The following is a 14902-nucleotide window of genomic DNA, read 5'->3' on the forward strand; positions in this document are numbered from 1 at the left end:
GCGATGGAGTGAAACCAGACCGTGCCTGTCAATCTAGGTCGACAAAGTCGATTGGTGCATCAATGTCTGGATGCAAACTTTGATGAACGGGACACTTCCGCGCCGCGGCGACCAGTCGATCTCGCATCTCAGGTTGCAAATCCAACCCAGCGGGGAATGTGACCTTCGTTTTCAGGCTCGCGATTCGCCGAACGGGGGTGCTCGCCATTTCCTTTTCGACGCGAATGGTGGTCCCACTCAAGTCCAGCTCGTGTCGATCAGCAACCAATCCCATGATTGTCATCACGCAGGTTCCCAAAGCGGTCGCAACCAAGTCGGATGGCGAAAACGAGGAGCCTCGACCTCCATTGTCCGTGGGAGCGTCGGTGACCAATTTGGTGCCGCTCGGCCCGTGAGTCGCTTCGCAATGAAGTTGACCTTGGTAAACCGCTGTGATCTCGACTGACATTAGTCACTTTCGAATGAAATGGGCAATCACGGACAATCGTTCGAGTTTGATTGTCCAACAAAAAAAACGCGGACGGAATCAAAGTTCCGCCCGCGAGTTTGGTGATTGTCAATCAGTTGATCAACCGTACTAGAAGCTCGTTGCCGCTTCCGAGTCGACGACATCTGATTCTGACTCGCCGTGACCGTGCCCTTCGATTGGGACAGCCTTTCCGAGTTCTTCATCAAAGCGAAGGACTTTGTATCCGCCAATGCTTCGGAAGTAGATCAACAGCCCCAAGAATCCGATGGCCATCATCCCAGGAATGTAGGCTGTCAGAGTCAAAGCCCGGCGGCCGCCGAACAGATAAGACGCCTGAACGGCTGGAACGTCGGTAGCGGCATTTGCGATCAACGCAGGCTTTTCTTCTTCTGGAATCAGTTTCGCTTCTTCGATCGCGGCGGTCTCGACGTCTCCCGCGTCAACTTCGATGCCGTTGGCAGCGTTGAGCTTCGCGGCATCGAGCGGCGTGTACTCGTAACCCCAGCTCGAGGTCGGCTCAGAGCCTTCGTATCGTGCGTAAGTTTCCGGGGCGGTTTCTTCCAAGTGCTGCGACAACTCGTATCCTTGCTGAGCACCAATACGTGGTCCAGCGATTTGTCCGACGCAGATCATACCGACGGCTCCCAACGCACCCATAGCGACCGAGCCGCTTTGTGGATACCGCTCACCAGCAACGCCCAACATGGTTGGCCACAAGAACGCTTTGCCGAAGGAGTAGAACGTTGCTGCGACGAAGATCATCGCGACGCTTTGGATGGGTGATCCCAACCAAAGCAATCCCAAGCAAGAGATGATTGAGCTACCGAGCAACAATCCGATTGGATTGACGCGGTGAACAATCGGTCCTGCAAAAAACCGGAGCACGAACATCAAGAAGGATGTGTAGACCAGGATAATGATCGAATTCGGAAGCAAGTTTTCCATCAACTTCGTCATCCACGAGTCAACGCCCAATTCCATGTAGCCGATCAAACCGTGCAACACGATTAGGACCAAGAAGGGTATCGATGCGAAGCACGAGAAGACGGTCGCAAACGAGCCAGCTGTTTCACCAACCGTCTCTGGGAATTTCTCAGGCAACGCCATGACGCCGTACGCGATCACAACGATCGAGAAACTGGCCAAACCGTATTGCCAAGGCAGTTCAGTGATCCAAGCATTCTCGCCAATGAAGCAGGCAGCAAAGATGCCGCCGAGGATCATTCCGGCAGGCCAACCCGCGTGCAGAATGTTCAAGTAGTGAGTCTTGTTCTCAGGGTATAGCTGAGCGATCAACGGGTTGATCACCGCCTCGTAAAGCCCCTGGCAAATCGAAAAGACGAACGCACTCCAGAAGAGCACAGAGAAGACATTGCTCGTCGCGTTCTCCGGATCCGTTTCTTGCCATCCGGCGAACAACGGGTTGGCGGCGAACAACATTCCGGCGCTCACCAAGTGAAGCAAGAAAGCGATCGTCAAGAGTTTCTTGTAGCCAAACTTCTCGACCAGAATACCGCCGAAGAAGATCATCAGACCGAAGCCCAAGAATCCCGCACCGAGGATGGCACCGAATTCGCCACCACCCAGGTTGAATTCACGTTCCCATGGTCCACCCGCGGCGGTCCGAGTTGCAAAACCAATTCCAGAGGCAACTAGCGTTAAAAAGCTAGCGACCATCAATTTTCCGCGAGCGTATTCCATAGGGATCTCCGGCAACCGAATATGTCAGCGAACCATGCGAGCGGCTTTGAGATCCGACTAGGTTGAATGCCGGTGGTGAAAAGCAAGCTGAACTAGCTTGCCAACTCGACTGAATCTTTCAGCAGAGCTGGACCAAACGGGGCAAAGTAGCGTTCGCGGAGCTGACGAATCGTGCGTGGGGTAAGAGAAAGGGACAACAGAGAGGCAAGATAACGTCGCAGATGCTGGCATTTTCGAGTCCCTTCGTCAAGAATACCGGCGACGTTTCCGTCTCTGTGAACAAAGTAATTCGGTCGGGAACGCGTTGCTACCGTCATGTTCACCCTATCTCGCCAGCCGAAAGCGTCATCTTGCGAGCCGAAATGGGGTGTTCAAGTGAAAGATCAAAGGAAAGCGGAGTCTGAGTCCGCGATACGCTAGTCAAGGAATCGTTTCTTCTGGTCTTCCCGTTGTCGACTTCACAATGTCTATATGCTCGCGGCCTCAGTTAGCCCACTGGCGAGCGTTGGCGCTGCGGATTGAAGTGCATCTTCACCGTTTGGCTGAATTCTTCAGTGGAAGATGCTTGTTTAGTTGCCCGCAGACAACCGCTTGAGCCGGCCGACGCTTTGCTATCTCTCCGGATGACTGTCGCAACCATCTGCCGCCGAATTGTTGAACACACCGATTCAATCGGCACAGGCGGAACGTTTTAACAAGCGGTGTTTTTTAGGGTCGGAATTGGTCGAAACCATTTGTGATCAACTCCCGACCGATCTCTCCCCGCGTCGTTGTTGGCATCACACTTTGAATGACGGTCTCGTCGTTTGATTCCGCGTGCTCCGTTCGTTGGCTCCTCCCATTGCCGCTGAACGCCACTGAACACGTGTCGGATCGAGACGAAATCGTCGCGGTGATGCATCGACTCGTGATTTGTCGGAACCACCTCCCTTTCCCGACCGGATCGCCACCGATGACTTTCTCCGAATCTCTTGAGCAGGACGAGCTCACGCTGCTGAAAAAGAGTCGACGCAAAACGCCGACCCGCCGAAGTGAAGCGGCTCAGTCGCCTTTGGAAACTTACCTCCGCGAAATCAACGAAACGCCGTTGTTGTCCGCCGAGGAAGAACTCGAACTCGCCGCCCGTATCGCTCAAGGCGATGTGATGGCTCGCGACCAAATGGTTCGAGCGAACCTGCGGTTGGTCGTGAACATCTCGCGGGGTTACACGGGCAAAGGGCTCGGACTGCAAGACTTGATCGAAGAAGGCAACCTGGGCTTGTTGCGTGCGGTCGAGGGGTTCGATCCGGTTCATGGGACTCGGTTCAGCACCTATGCGAGCTACTGGATCAAGCAATCGATCAAACGAGCGTTGATCAATTCAGCTAAAACCATTCGTATTCCCGCGTACATGGTTGAGTTGTTGAGCAAGTGGCGTCGAGCGACCGCACGGTTGAACGAAGAGCTGGGGCGAACGCCGACCAACGAAGAAGTCGCCCGGGTGTTGGGACTGCCCAAGAAGAAATTGCCGATCATTCGCAAGGCAATCAAGATCAACAACTCGACGCCGCAAAGCGACCAAACCGAAGCAGGTTGGTCGTTGGGTGACATGGTGCAGGATGAGCGATTGAAGGCACCCGATGAGGAGATGCTCGACCACGACATCCTCAAACATGCGATGAGTTTGTTGGGCGATCTGGAAGAACGCGAATCGACGGTTTTGAAGCTGCGATTTGGGCTGGGCGGTGTGGAGCCGATGACGCTGAAGGAAATCGGCGCGGAGCTCGGATTGACTCGAGAACGTGTGCGTCAGATCGAAACCGAAGCACTGCGTCGCTTGGCAGACGGTCTGACCGATCCCCGGGAACGCGGGTACTGATCGACTCGCGGACGTTTTGGTCGCCCGGCAATGTTGGAACGCTGTTCAGCGAACGAAACGAGATCACCTACACCGCATCACTCAGCAAAGAGTGAGCTACGCACTTCTTCATCCATGGATTTGCGTTGGCTCATGACGTCGGAGAAGGTGGCGGCGTCAAGGCTGTAGGTGACCGTTTCGGTGGTGGCGTCCACGTGTGCGTTTCGAGGTTCGCCGGTCAGCAACGCGGTTTCGCCGAAGTAGGCACCTTCGCCCAGTTCTGCCACCTCGCGAAAATCATTGCCGCCGGGCTGGGTGGGTTGTTTGACCGAAACGGTGCCTTCGCGAATTAGGTAGAAGCGATCGCCGACATCGCCGTACGTCACGATTCGATCGCCGGGGCCATGCGTCGTCCTCGTCATGCTGCGAGACAACTCGGTCAATGTGCTGATCGCGACACCTGTGAACACACTGCACTGGGAAAGCATTTCGCCGAGCACGGCGGCTTCGTTCAAATTGGTGTCGCGAGCGATCTTACCAAAGTCCATTTTGACGATCCGGTCGGCGACGTCCAAAATGCGGTTGTCGTGAGTCACGATGACAATCGCCACTCCTCGTTCGCGGGCCTCACGCTGAAATAGCGTCACGACTTGTCGGCCCGATTCTTCGTCCAACGCCGCGGTCGGTTCATCCGCCAGCAAGATATCCGGTTGATGCACGAGCCCGCGGGCGACCGCGACCCGTTGTTTCTGGCCACCGGACAATCCACCGGGTTTGTACTGAATCCGTTCGCCCAAACCGACTTCGGTGAGCATTTTGGCGCAACGCTCGTTCTCTTCTCGGCGAGAGCTGCGATTCGGTTGCAGCTCCAACGCCATGCGGACGTTCTGCATCGCCGTGAGCGAACCGAACAAGTTGTGGGCTTGGAAAATGAAGCCCAACCTTTTTCGAAGTGCCCCGATGTTGGTTTGAGACAAATTGTGAAGCGGTTGGCCGAGCACGTTCAATTGGCCCTCTTGAACGCGACGCAAAGTGCCGATCAACGTCAATAAAGTTGTTTTGCCAGAACCGGATTGCCCGGTCATGATGACGATTTCGCCGGGTTGGACCTGCAGATGGTTGTCGTGAAGCACTTGTTTTCGCGCATCACCGGTCCCGTAGTAGTGATTCACACCGCGAACGTCGATTGCGGCGGACCCATCCAAGGCGATCTCGGGCGTGATCCCGCGAGAGGCGGATGACCGAGCACCGTTTTGGCCGGAGCGATTGTCGTTTCGAAAAGGTATTTTCACGCGAATTTTCAGGACATTTTGCGTGCCAGACCCTTCGATCGCGATGGCCCGGCGGAGCCGAAAAACGTTACCTTAGCAACTTGTCCCGAATTCGTGTCACCTCGTTTTGCAGTTGTTCGTCGTGCCCCAAGCCAAGCAGCCGATCTCAGCCGGTTCGATCCAACAAGGCATGATCCGTTTGCCGCTCGCAATCGCAATCGGATTTTTCGCGGTCGGTTCGGGATGCGATTGGCGATCGGCATCGAGTTCAACTCAATCGATTGATCCGTCGCAGCCAACGCAGACGGTGGCGCTCCAGCGAGTGATGGCACTCGGCACGCTGGAACCACGAGGCGGAATCTTGGCCGTCATGGCTGCTCCTGGCGACCGCGTTTCGAAAATCTATGTCGAACCGGGCCAAGATGTCGCAGCGGGCACCGTCCTGATGGATTTGGAAAGCCTGCCCGCTCGACAACTCGAATTGAACATCGCTCAAACCAAACTCGACGAAGCCAAACGGCGAATCGCAGCCGAACGCGCTGCGGGTGAAGCCAAACTGCAGGTCGCTCGCTCATCGCTAAAGCAAGCCGAGTCCAAGTTGTCGGATGCACAAAAGCGATTCAAAGATTCCAAGGCCGATGGCGGCGAACTGAATCTGCTCAAACAAGCCGCGGATCTGGGACAACGCCGCTTGAGGCAACTGGAGTCCGCTTCGCGCGATCCGGCGCGACAACGATTGGTTTCTGAGAATGCACTCGATACCGAGGCACTGAAAGTCAGCGAGTCGCAGGCACGCTACGAATCGGCATTGCGGGATGCTCAAGAAGCGATTGATGAAGGACGCTTCGCCGTCGATTCGGCGGAACAAGAAATTCGAGCGACCGAGCTCTCTTTGATCGCCGCGGAACAGTCCGCGTCTTTGGAATCGTTGAAACAACAAATCGAACTGCTGAAGTTCAACGTTGCAACGTCGCGACTGGTTGCACCAACCAAAGGTCGTGTGCTGCGAGTCGACGCGACCATCGGCACCGCGACGGGCGTGTCCGCTTTGATGCACATGGCCGACACATCCAACATGGTCTGCGTCGCGGAAGTGAACGTCGCTGATCTATCACGTGTTGAGGTCGGCCAATCCGCAACGATCACTTCACCAGCACTTCGAGAGCCGTTGCGGGGCAAAGTGCAACGCATTCAGTCGTTGATCGCCGCTCCGACGCTGGCGAGCCCTTACCCGATGGCGGCGGTCGATCGCTACTCAGCCGACGTGCTCATCGCGATCGATTCAGATGATTCCGCCAGTGCCAGCCGTTTGATCGAGCTGCAAGTCGATGTGGAGATCAAAGCAGGCGGCTCCAAGGAATCGGCCAAAGTGGCTTCGGCAGCGAAGTCATGACAACGACCAGTCCAGGTCAGAAGCTCAGCGGCAAACCGGCCGAGAAGTCACGTCAACGCGGCAGCGTGGTCCGGACTTCGCTGGCGTGGTCGAACCTGAGTCACATGTGGGTTCGAACGGTGGTTTCCATCTGCGGAATCGGTTTCGCGATTTTGTTGATGTTCATGCAGCTTGGATTTTTGGGAAGCGTCGGCGACACCGCGACCGTTTTGTTGGATCGGATGCCATGCGATGTGTTGGTTCGATCCCCCGATTACTTGCACGTCTACGACGCGTCCAAGATTCGCAACGATCTGCGCCCCTGGTTGAACTCCATCGATGAAGTCGACCAAGTCGTTCCACTGGACATTGGCGTGACACAGTGGACCAACCCAACCAACCAAGACCCGCGGGCGATCGCTGTGATGGGGATCGACCTGAACGATCCCGCCTTTGAATTGCCTGAGCTGACGCGAGAAGTCCGACGTGAGTTGCTGGTTGAGGGAGCGGTCCTCGTCGATGATGCCACCAACACGGACTTTGGCCCGAAGAACGGTGTGAAATTTGGTTCCGATGATATTGGGACCGTCGCAAGCGTTTTTGGTACTCCCGCCAAGATCGTGGGTACGTTCAAGATGGGAACCGGGTTGGCCGCGAACGGCGCACTTTTGTGTTCTCGCGAAACGTTTCGCAAGCTCGTGCCAGGCAGCAGCGACGACGACGTTTCGCTGCTGCTGATTCGATTGACGGAGGGTGTCAGTGACGAGCGAGGACGTCACATGGTCGCCGGCCGATTGAATGCGTTGGCTGGTCCCGCGTCACACGCTTCCGCACTGACCATCGAAGATGCCAAGAAAGCCGAAGTGTGGCGTTGGTACACTCAGACACCCATCGGAATGATCTTCGCGATGGGAGTCGCGTTGGCGGTCGTGGTGGGAGGCGTGATCAGTTACATGATCCTTGCCTCTGATGTTCAAGCACACTTGAGCGAGTACGCGACGTTGAAAGCGATGGGCTATGGAACGGGTTTTTTGATCCGAACGCTTCTGACCCAATCCACGTTGCTCGCAACGATCGCGTTTCCGCCTTCGGTCATCGCCGCCCTCGTTCTTTATGCAATCACGTCAGCGCTGGCTGGAGTTCCCATTCGCATGACGCTGACATGGTTGGTTTTGGTCGCCGTGCTATCGCTGCTGATGTGCAATGCAGCGGGTTTGATTGCGATCCGAAAGCTTATCAGAGCGGAACCCGCGAATTTGTTCTGAGCCAGTTGGCTTTTCAGCTGAAGTTTGGCGTTGGCGGGCGGTAGTCACTCAGGTTGATTGTCTTGAACCAATCGATCGTGTGCCGGAGTCCTTGATCCAATTCAATTTTTGGCTCCCAGTCCAGCTTCTCTTTCGCGAGTGAGATGTCGGGACGACGGCGAGTTGGATCGTCCGCTGGCAAAGGAGCCTCGATGAGCTTGCTGCTCGATCCGGTTAGCTCGATCGTTTTCTCAGCGAGTTGACGGATCGTGAACTCGTGGGGATTCCCAATGTTGACCGGGCCCGTGAAACCGTCGCAGTTCATCATCCGGATGATGACTTCGACCAAGTCGTCTCGGTAACAGAACGAACGGGTTTGCGAGCCGTCACCAAAGATGGTGATGTCGTCACCGGCGAGTGCTTGCCGGATGAAGTTGGCGACGACGCGTCCGTCAAATGGATGCATTCGCGGCCCATACGTATTGAAGATCCGAACGATTCGAACGTCCACATTGTTGCTTCGGTGATAGTCCATGAACAACGTTTCGGCGACGCGTTTGCCTTCGTCGTAGCAGGCTCGAATGCCAATCGGATTGACGCTACCGCGATACGATTCCGTTTGCGGGTGCTGTTCCGGATCGCCGTACACTTCGCTGGTGCTGGCCTGCAAGATCCTTGCACCGCATCGTTTGGCTATGCCCAGCATGTTGATCGAGCCCATCACGCTGGTCTTGATCGTCTTGATTGGATTGAATTGGTAGTGCCCCGGTGCCGCCGGGCAAGCCATGTTGTAAATCTGGTCAACTTCCAAATGGATCGGCAGCGTGATGTCGTGCCGGATCAATTCGAAATTAGGTTTGTCCAACAGATGAACGACGTTGGTTTTCTGGCTAGTGAAGAAGTTGTCCAGACAAATGACGTCATGCCCGTCGCTGACCAAACGCTCACAAAGATGCGAGCCCAGGAATCCCGCGCCACCTGTCACCAAAATACGTTGAATCATCGATCGAGCCGTCCGCAGGAACCGTTGTCGGGTGAAAATCAAAGAAGAACTAGCTGGCCAACATCATTCGAATAAGCCGTTTGGGCGTTCGCGGGCTGTTGATTTAAAGGGCCGTAACGCGTTAGCGGCGGTTTATCAAATGCGAATCGGGGCTGACGCCGAATGGCTAATGGTTGTCATTCGGAATTCGACTCAACCGTCAGGCCGGTAGCCCCGATTTCCGTGAATCGGAGCCATGGCGATCGCCAAAGTGGCGTTGTCCAACTAGAAGCCCACAATTCTACCTGCCTGCTTCGTGTCGACTCGGCAATTGACCACAGAAAAGCCCACGCAAAGAACAGTGTTGGGAGGACCATTCGGAAGTTAGCTGTTACGCGGATTGTCGAATCTCGCAACGGCGGTTCAGCTACCGTTGCTCAGCCCATGCACTCTTCACCCAGTTTCCAATTCACGATTGTCGATCAATCGTGTCGCTCCGAGCCGAGCCGCGACGAGCGCAACCGCGTTTCGCGTAATCTTTGGTACGGGCAACAACGTTTGGCGATCGACCACGACCGCGTAGTCGACGCTGTCGCAGGGGGACAAGTGGTCAGCCATGATTGACTCGAGTTGTTTCGGATCGCGGCTGCCATCGAGAAAAGCTCGCTCGACTAGGTTGAGCGATTTGCTGATGCAAAGTGCTCGCTGTCGTTCGTCGTCCGACAGATACCGATTGCGACTGCTCATCGCCAACCCATCGGGTTCTCGCACGATGTCGCAGGGAACGATTTCAATCGGCAAGTTCAAGTCACGCACCATGTGCTCGATGACACAAAGCTGCTGGAAGTCTTTCCGACCGAAAAACGCTCGGTCCGATGGAGCTGCTTGAAACAGTTTCATCACCACCGTCGCAACGCCTGCGAAGTGTTCAGGACGGTGAACTCCTTCGAGTGGCAACGCGACGGCGGAAGGATGCACTGAAGTGGCATGTCGCTCAGCCCCACCCGGATACATCTCGTCGGCGGTTGGCATGAACACCGCTTCAACGCCCGCGTCACGAAGCATTGCAAGGTCGTCTTCGATTGGCCGCGGGTATTGATCGAGATCTTCGTTGGCGGCGAACTGCGTGGGGTTCACGAAGATCGATGTGACACAGTGATCACAACTATTCTTCGCGGCGTGAACCAATGAAAGATGCCCTTCATGCAAGGCTCCCATTGTTGGAACCAAACCAGTTGTCTTGCCACTGATCGACTTTTCGCGGCACCACGCTCGCATGGCATCAATGGATGAAATCGTTTCCAACAGGTGGCCTCAATCGGTCTCTAAAAAGGCGGTTCAGAGCAGTCGGCAATGCTGACGTGATAAAGCAACGATCGACAATCAATCGTCGCTCGTTCCGGTTGCTCCGCTCAGGACTTCTTCGGAAACGAAGATTGGCAGAGGCGGATCGAACGTGACCGCCACCGCAATCGCGTCGCTCGGCCGAGCATCCACCTCGATCAATTCACCGCTGCTCGTTCGCAGATGCAATTGTGCGAAATAGGTGTGTTCAGACAGGTCGCTGATCACGACTTGTTCAATCGTCGCATCCAAAGATTCGGCCACATTCACGATCAGGTCGTGCGTCAGTGGACGTGGTGGCACGTAGTCGTTTTTGACTCGGCGATCGATGTTGGTTGCTTCGAAAATCCCAATCATGATCGGGAATTGACGCGTCCCGTCGACTTCCTTGAGATAAATCACTTGGTTATCGGTTAGCTCGGAAATGATGATCCGAGCGAGTTGCATTTGGACGGTCATAGAAAAGTTCGCCAAAAGGTTTCAGAATTCATTTGAATCGATGGATTCGAGGAGGCCGAGATTTCTCGCCTGTCCCCTGCATGATATCGCAGCGTCTGGCTGCCTTCCATGACGAGCTCCGCGGATTGTTCCGGTTGTGCCGGAAGCTGCCTCGGGAAATTCCAACGTGGCAATGAATTTGGGGTTGCAGCCGACGCACGGCGCAAGAATGCGTTCCATGGTTGAGGTGGACGTAGAGCCATGCGCTTTACGTCCAGGGTCATTCCGACGCTTCGGCACCCAACTGGTTGACCCCTTCTACTCAACATCAACCCATCTTTGGGAATAATAACATGACTCGGATCAACACCAACGTTTCTTCTTTGGTTGCACAGAACCGCCTCCAAAGCAGCAACAATGACTTGCAACAATCTCTGACGCGACTGAGCACTGGTCTTCGGATCAACACCGGTAGCGACGACCCCGCCGGTTTGCTGGCCAGCGAAGCTCTTCGGGGCGAAATCACCGGTTTGACCAAATCGATCAGCAACACGCAACGTGCTAGCCAAATCATCAGCACCGCTGACAGCGCCCTGGGCCAAGTCAGCAACTTGCTCAACGACGTCCGTGGTTTGGTTGTTGAAGCTGCCAACTCGGGTGCATTGAGCAACGAAGAAATCGCTGCTAACCAGTTGCAGATCGACAGCTCGCTCGAAGCCATCAACCGGATCGCTCAAACAACGACCTTCCAAGGTCGTAAGTTGCTCGACGGTTCGCAGGACTTCGTCAGCACCGCCAGCGGTGTCGGTAGCATCAGCGACATCTCGATCGACCAAGCCAACTTGGGCAAAACCGGTCAGATCGATGTCGAGGTCGTCATTTCATCTGCCGCTGAGCAAGCGGAAGTGACCGCATCGGATTCCGGATTCACCACCGCGGCTCAAGCATCCACGACTGCGGCCAACACTTTTGGCACCGCATCCCAAGATATCGGTGGCGAGACCATCGAAATCATTGGCCAAGGGCTCAAAGACATCGTCATCGTGGACGACAAGTTCGCATCCAACACGGGTGAAGCCGCGTTTGACGCCGAAACCGGCACACTTACCATCACAGGTAACTTCACCGGTGACGTGCTCAACACTGGACCACCCGCCGAAGTCGACGCTGACGTCGATGCACAAGACGTTCAAACAGCGATTGCCGCATTGGATGGGTTCACGGCCAGCGGTGCGTCCGCAGCCGGCACGCCAGCCGCAGCAACCGCGGCTACCGTGACCGCTGATCAAACTGGCTTGACAGTTACGGCGACTGCTGAAGGTGCTGAATACAACAATGTGACGGTTCAATTCGCTTCCGGTGCTGCCACTGCAGCTGACTATGACAGCGAACAAAAGATCTTGACTGTTACCTTGGAAGAAGGAGCTGAGATTTCGGCAGCTGACCTGGAAACGTTGATCAACGGTGCGACCGTTGACGGCGAAACTCCAGCTGAAGCAGCTTTCGAAGCATCGGCACTGGCTGACTCTGAATTCAATGGCTCGACCGCAATTGAATCGGCTTCAACTGGTAACACCGGTGGTGAAGTTCTTAACGCTGACCTCGTGTTTCAGCTGAGCGGTTCGGGTGGAGCAGAAACGTTCAACTTCGGTGCCGGAACCAGCAAAGACCAAATCGCCGCTGCAGTGAACTTGGTCAGTGACAGTACTGGCGTTACCGCTGACGCAACCGCCGCCTTGGCGTTCAGCTCATCGGACTACGGTAGCGCTGCCTTGGTCGACATCGACGTGATCAGCGAAGGTGCTGGTGGAACATTCAAGGGCAGCTTGGACAACACTCGTGCGACAGGTGCCGACATCGTTGCCACCGTCAACGGAGTCGAAGCAAACGGCTCGGGCAATGGTCTTTCGATCAACACCAGCTCACTCGACTTGAACCTGACGGTTGACGACGGCAGCAGCACGAACTTCAGCTTCAGCATCACCGGTGGTGGAGCAACGTTCCAACTCGGTCCAGACGTAACGAGCACCCAGCAAGCTAGCTTGGGTATTGGCAGCGTTTCGACCGGTCAATTGGGTGGTGCATCGGGTCGTCTGTACGAACTGGGCAGTGGTCAATCCAAGAGCCTGACCAACGACGTCGAAGGTGCCGCCAAGGTCATCGACGAAGTGATCGGCAAAGTGGTTGGACTGCGTGGTCGTTTGGGCTCGTTCCAAAGCACGACGCTGGAAAGCAACTTGGTCTCGCTCAACGAAACCAAAGCCAACCTCCAAGAAGCTGAAAGCTCGATCCGTGACGCTGACTTCGCTCAAGAGTCGGCCAACCTGACTCGTGCACAGATCCTGGTTCAGTCCGGTACCAACGTGTTGTCGCTGGCGAACCAAAACCCACGAAACGTTTTGTCGTTGTTGGGTTAATCCAAGATCGATTCAATGCGGCATCCTTGATCGCCGCGTGAATCCAAAGCAAACATCGAAAAGCAGCAGTGAGCTCCGGCTCGCCGCTGCTTTTCTTCGTTTGATGCGTAATCCGGCGGCGGTCGCGACTGCATCGTGACGCTCTCCTGCGATCACGCTCCAATTGAGCCCTTCTTTCCGAGGGTTGCGCGTTCCGATTAAGCAAGCGCGGCCTTGATAAACTGCAACGATCTGGCACCTTTTTCCGGGCTTCGTCTCTCAGAGTCGCGCATTCTAACCTAGCGGGTTCACGTTCCGGAAATTCGCATGGACGAACGATCCGTGCGCTATTCACGAATCGATCGAACGGAAGCGTGCAACTTGTCCAGCCACCAACTCTTTCGATGAAGAAACGAGTTGTGAACGTCGATACAACTTTGCGCTGCATGCTGGCCTCGGCCCGCAAGCTCGTTTCCAACACCCGCAACCGGAAACCCGATGTACAACACGGCTGACTCTTTCGTTCCTCCACCGATGACCTTCGTTGGAGACGACAACGCTTCGACCAGCAGTGATTCCCAGGCTTCGCTTGACAACGCAAATGGAACTTCCATGCCTCGTCCCGGCGAACCAGGCAGCCTGAGCGAGGGCATGGAAAACTTCGGTCGTCGAAGTGGGGACGCCTACTTGGAATCGATGGTGAAGACCGCTTCGCCCGCTCGACTGCGTCTGATGTTGATCGAACGAGCCGTTGAGGTTTCTCGGCACCTGGCCAACCACTGGAACACTCAGCCAGGCAAACGCGGCACAAACGAGTATTCGCTCAAGCTGCTCGAACTACTTTCGGAACTGCTATCGGGCGTGACCGACAGTTCGGTCGACGTTTGTCGCACTGTCGCCGATTTGTACGTTTTCTTGTGCCAGCATTTGATTGCTGCCGAAGCAAACGGCGATTCGACCATGATCGATGAGATCCGCTTGGTTCTCGAAACCGAAGCGGAAACCTGGCGGATGGTTTGTGCTCGGGAAGGCGACAAAGCGGTTGCCAACAAACGAGTCGCAAACGCTCTCTCCGATGGCGGCGGGTTGAACTTGCAGGGCTAGATCGTAACGATTGGAAACCCTGACGCGATGGCGTCGTCATCGCGGATCGTTCGCGATTCAACTTCCGCAGCTAAACATCGACTCGAGGATCGGGTTCGTTCCATTCAGGCCGGATGCCGCTTCGATTCACAACGCATCCGACCCAAATCAATGTCATCATCGCTCGAATCCGCCGTCGCTCAACTTGCCGGCACGCGTTGTTTGGTCACCGGTGCCGCGGGGTTCATCGGTTCGCAGATGGTGGAACGTCTGCTCGATGCCGGAGCCAACGTGGTCGCGTTGGACAACCTCAGCACCGGATTCAAGCACAACCTGGCTCCGTTCCTGGAAGGGCCGCATCAGGATCGTCTGACGTTCGTCAAGGGCGATGCTGCGGACCGGGCCTGTGTGCAACAATCAGTCGAAGGCGTTGACCACATCTTTCATTTCGCTGCGATGGCGAGCGTGCCGCGCAGCATGCGAGAACCAGGGTTGTGTCACGACTGGACCACGACCAGCACCGTTGAGTTGCTAGCCGGGGGGTCTGCGGCCGGCGTGAAGCGTTTTGTTTTGTCCTCGACCAGCGCCGTTTACGGGAACTCACCGTACGTCGCCAAACGCGAAGACGACATGCCAGCGCCATTGTCGCCCTATGCTGCCGCAAAGCTGTCTTCCGAGAACTACTGCCAAGTGTTTCAACGGGAGTTTCCGATTGAAACGGTTGTGCTGCGATATTTTAACGTGTTCGGTCCGCGGCAAGATCCG

The 14902-nt window shown here is 55.6% G+C and carries 13 protein-coding genes; 6 read left to right on the forward strand and 7 right to left on the reverse strand.

Going from position 1 to position 14902, the window contains the following annotated elements; all coding sequences use genetic code 11:
* Positions 1-28 precede the first annotated feature (28 nt).
* Positions 29-448, reverse strand: a complete 420-nt coding sequence (locus B2R17_RS24075) for an OsmC family protein (RefSeq protein WP_008657073.1) — start codon at positions 446-448, stop codon at positions 29-31.
* A gap of 129 nt (positions 449-577) precedes the next feature.
* Entirely contained in the window at positions 578-2170 is a 1593-nt protein-coding gene (locus B2R17_RS24080; RefSeq protein ID WP_286766018.1) for an MFS transporter, read from the reverse strand.
* Between the two features lie 865 nt (positions 2171-3035).
* Here B2R17_RS24080 and B2R17_RS24085 point away from each other — a divergent pair.
* On the forward strand, positions 3036-4028 hold the full coding sequence (locus B2R17_RS24085; protein WP_008658700.1) for a sigma-70 family RNA polymerase sigma factor: 993 nt from the start codon (positions 3036-3038) through the stop codon (positions 4026-4028).
* A 77-nt stretch (positions 4029-4105) separates the two neighbouring features.
* On the opposite strand, the gene B2R17_RS24090 is transcribed toward B2R17_RS24085, so the two are convergent.
* The gene (locus tag B2R17_RS24090) at positions 4106-5299 is read right to left on the reverse strand and encodes an ATP-binding cassette domain-containing protein (protein WP_008668217.1); all 1194 of its coding nucleotides are present in this window, start codon (positions 5297-5299) and stop codon (positions 4106-4108) included.
* 121 nt (positions 5300-5420) lie between these two features.
* Here B2R17_RS24090 and B2R17_RS24095 point away from each other — a divergent pair, with 121 nt between their 5' ends.
* Together B2R17_RS24095 and B2R17_RS24100 are read left to right on the forward strand one after the other, a co-directional pair.
* Positions 5421-6671, forward strand: coding sequence for an ABC exporter membrane fusion protein (locus B2R17_RS24095; protein ID WP_286766019.1), 1251 nt, complete (start codon positions 5421-5423; stop codon positions 6669-6671).
* A complete protein-coding gene (locus B2R17_RS24100; RefSeq protein ID WP_286766020.1) occupies positions 6668-7915 on the forward strand; it encodes an FtsX-like permease family protein in 1248 nt (415 codons plus the stop codon). The genes B2R17_RS24095 and B2R17_RS24100 overlap by 4 nt, the downstream gene beginning before the upstream one ends.
* Positions 7916-7928: 13 nt before the next feature.
* Here B2R17_RS24100 and B2R17_RS24105 read toward each other — a convergent pair whose 3' ends face one another.
* The 3 genes from B2R17_RS24105 to B2R17_RS24115 form a co-directional block, all read right to left on the reverse strand.
* Positions 7929-8897, reverse strand: a complete 969-nt coding sequence (locus tag B2R17_RS24105) for a UDP-glucuronic acid decarboxylase family protein (protein ID WP_039962421.1) — start codon at positions 8895-8897, stop codon at positions 7929-7931.
* Between the two features lie 432 nt (positions 8898-9329).
* A complete protein-coding gene (gene panC / locus B2R17_RS24110; protein ID WP_286766021.1) occupies positions 9330-10181 on the reverse strand; it encodes a pantoate--beta-alanine ligase in 852 nt (283 codons plus the stop codon).
* A 78-nt stretch (positions 10182-10259) separates the two neighbouring features.
* Positions 10260-10679: a bifunctional nuclease family protein gene (locus B2R17_RS24115; protein ID WP_007328635.1), complete on the reverse strand. Its 420-nt coding sequence runs from the start codon at positions 10677-10679 to the stop codon at positions 10260-10262.
* A 332-nt stretch (positions 10680-11011) separates the two neighbouring features.
* Between B2R17_RS24115 and B2R17_RS24120 the strand changes: the two genes are divergently transcribed.
* Positions 11012-13075 carry a flagellin gene (locus B2R17_RS24120; protein WP_008668231.1) on the forward strand — a complete coding sequence of 688 codons (2064 nt, stop codon included), beginning with the start codon at positions 11012-11014 and terminating at the stop codon, positions 13073-13075.
* 326 nt (positions 13076-13401) lie between these two features.
* On the opposite strand, the gene B2R17_RS24125 is transcribed toward B2R17_RS24120, so the two are convergent.
* The gene (locus tag B2R17_RS24125) at positions 13402-13668 is read right to left on the reverse strand and encodes a hypothetical protein (RefSeq protein WP_008668236.1); all 267 of its coding nucleotides are present in this window, start codon (positions 13666-13668) and stop codon (positions 13402-13404) included.
* Between B2R17_RS24125 and B2R17_RS24130 the strand changes: the two genes are divergently transcribed.
* Together B2R17_RS24130 and B2R17_RS24135 are read left to right on the forward strand one after the other, a co-directional pair.
* Positions 13667-14158: a flagellar protein FliS gene (locus B2R17_RS24130; protein ID WP_286766022.1), complete on the forward strand. Its 492-nt coding sequence runs from the start codon at positions 13667-13669 to the stop codon at positions 14156-14158. The two genes, B2R17_RS24125 and B2R17_RS24130, sit on opposite strands and share 2 nt — an antisense overlap.
* A gap of 150 nt (positions 14159-14308) precedes the next feature.
* The coding region (locus B2R17_RS24135; RefSeq protein ID WP_286766023.1) for an SDR family NAD(P)-dependent oxidoreductase at positions 14309-14902 on the forward strand (594 nt) is incomplete at its 3' end.

The organism is Rhodopirellula sp. UBA1907, from assembly GCF_002337565.1.
GTDB lineage: Bacteria > Planctomycetota > Planctomycetia > Pirellulales > Pirellulaceae > Rhodopirellula > Rhodopirellula europaea.